The organism is Enterococcus sp. 12F9_DIV0723 (assembly GCF_002174375.1).
Classification (GTDB): Bacteria; Bacillota; Bacilli; order Lactobacillales; family Enterococcaceae; genus Enterococcus_A; species Enterococcus_A gilvus.
In genome coordinates this window covers 1512917-1514072 of sequence record NZ_NIBK01000001.1, presented here as the reverse complement: position 1 = coordinate 1514072, position 1156 = coordinate 1512917, and the positions used below count along the sequence as shown (strand labels likewise).

1 pseudogene is annotated in these 1156 nt (G+C 34.3%); it reads left to right on the top strand.

Annotated elements, in window-relative coordinates:
- Nucleotides 1-909: 909 nt before the first annotated feature.
- A pseudogene (locus A5868_RS19220) lies at nucleotides 910-1156 on the top strand (ATP-binding protein); the annotation flags it as partial.

The window sequence follows — 1156 nt, the reverse complement described above, 5'->3', positions numbered from 1 at the left end:
ATTATTTGTCGTTTTTCAAAGGAGAATTCAAATGTTTGAAGATTATAGCCTGAGAATAACACTTAGCTTACTTCTTATTCTATACGGTTTAGGACCTGTCTCTTATACACATCTAGATGTGTATAAGAGACAGATTATAGCCTGAGAATAACACTTAGCTTACTTCTTATTCTATACGGTTTAGGACCTGTCTCTTATACACATCTAGATGTGTATAAGAGACAGTTTTTAAGCTTTCTGAAGTCAAAGATCAAAACGATTACGTTTATCACCTAATGTTAAATGTTGATAATGATTTATATTTAAAAGAACCAGTCCCATTATACTATCAGCCTGGCAACCCAAATTCTAAGTTTAGTAAAAAAGGAAGACACCGCCTTGTCCCTAGTGGAAGAGCTAAGGGCTGTCTCTTATACACATCTAGATGTGTATAAGAGACAGGCCTTGTCCCTAGTGGAAGAGCTAAGGGAGATGGATATTTTAATTTGCCATCAGTTTATATAAATTTAAAAAGATAGTACCCTTTAATCGAATCTGATAATATCCTGTCTCTTATACACATCTAGATGTGTGTTATATATAATTTCTCTACTGCTCTTAGAAAGTTAAGCCTGTGGCTCTCCCTGACTATGGATCCGATTCGACTAGATCTGTCTCTTATACACATCTAGATGTGTATAATATATAATTTCTCTACTGCTCTTAGAAAGTTAAGCCTGTGGCTCTCCCTGACTATGGATCCGATTCGACTAGATGGAAAAAGACATTGAAAAAGTATTAAAAAAAATGATAAGCTCAGCCTTCCCCACCTGGCGCCGCCGGTTCGATTCCGGCACGGGGAATATCAATTATTAAAGAAGTGTCTTAGAAGTACAAAAACATTTGTATACAAAGGAATGATAAGTTCAGATGATAATTTTTAAAAGGAAACATGAGTATGGGCTAAATGAAAACAAAGGAATGATTATTAACGATATCTATGGTATTGATATTGATAGTTTTAGATTATTTCATAATCAGAAATTCGAATTAGGTGAGCAAATTACCGTCGTATCAGGTAGAAATGGAACAATGAAATCAACTTTGATGGGCCTTGTTTCTCAACCTTATAGAACTAGTCATAGAGATATTAATGATAAGTTAATGCAAACTAAAT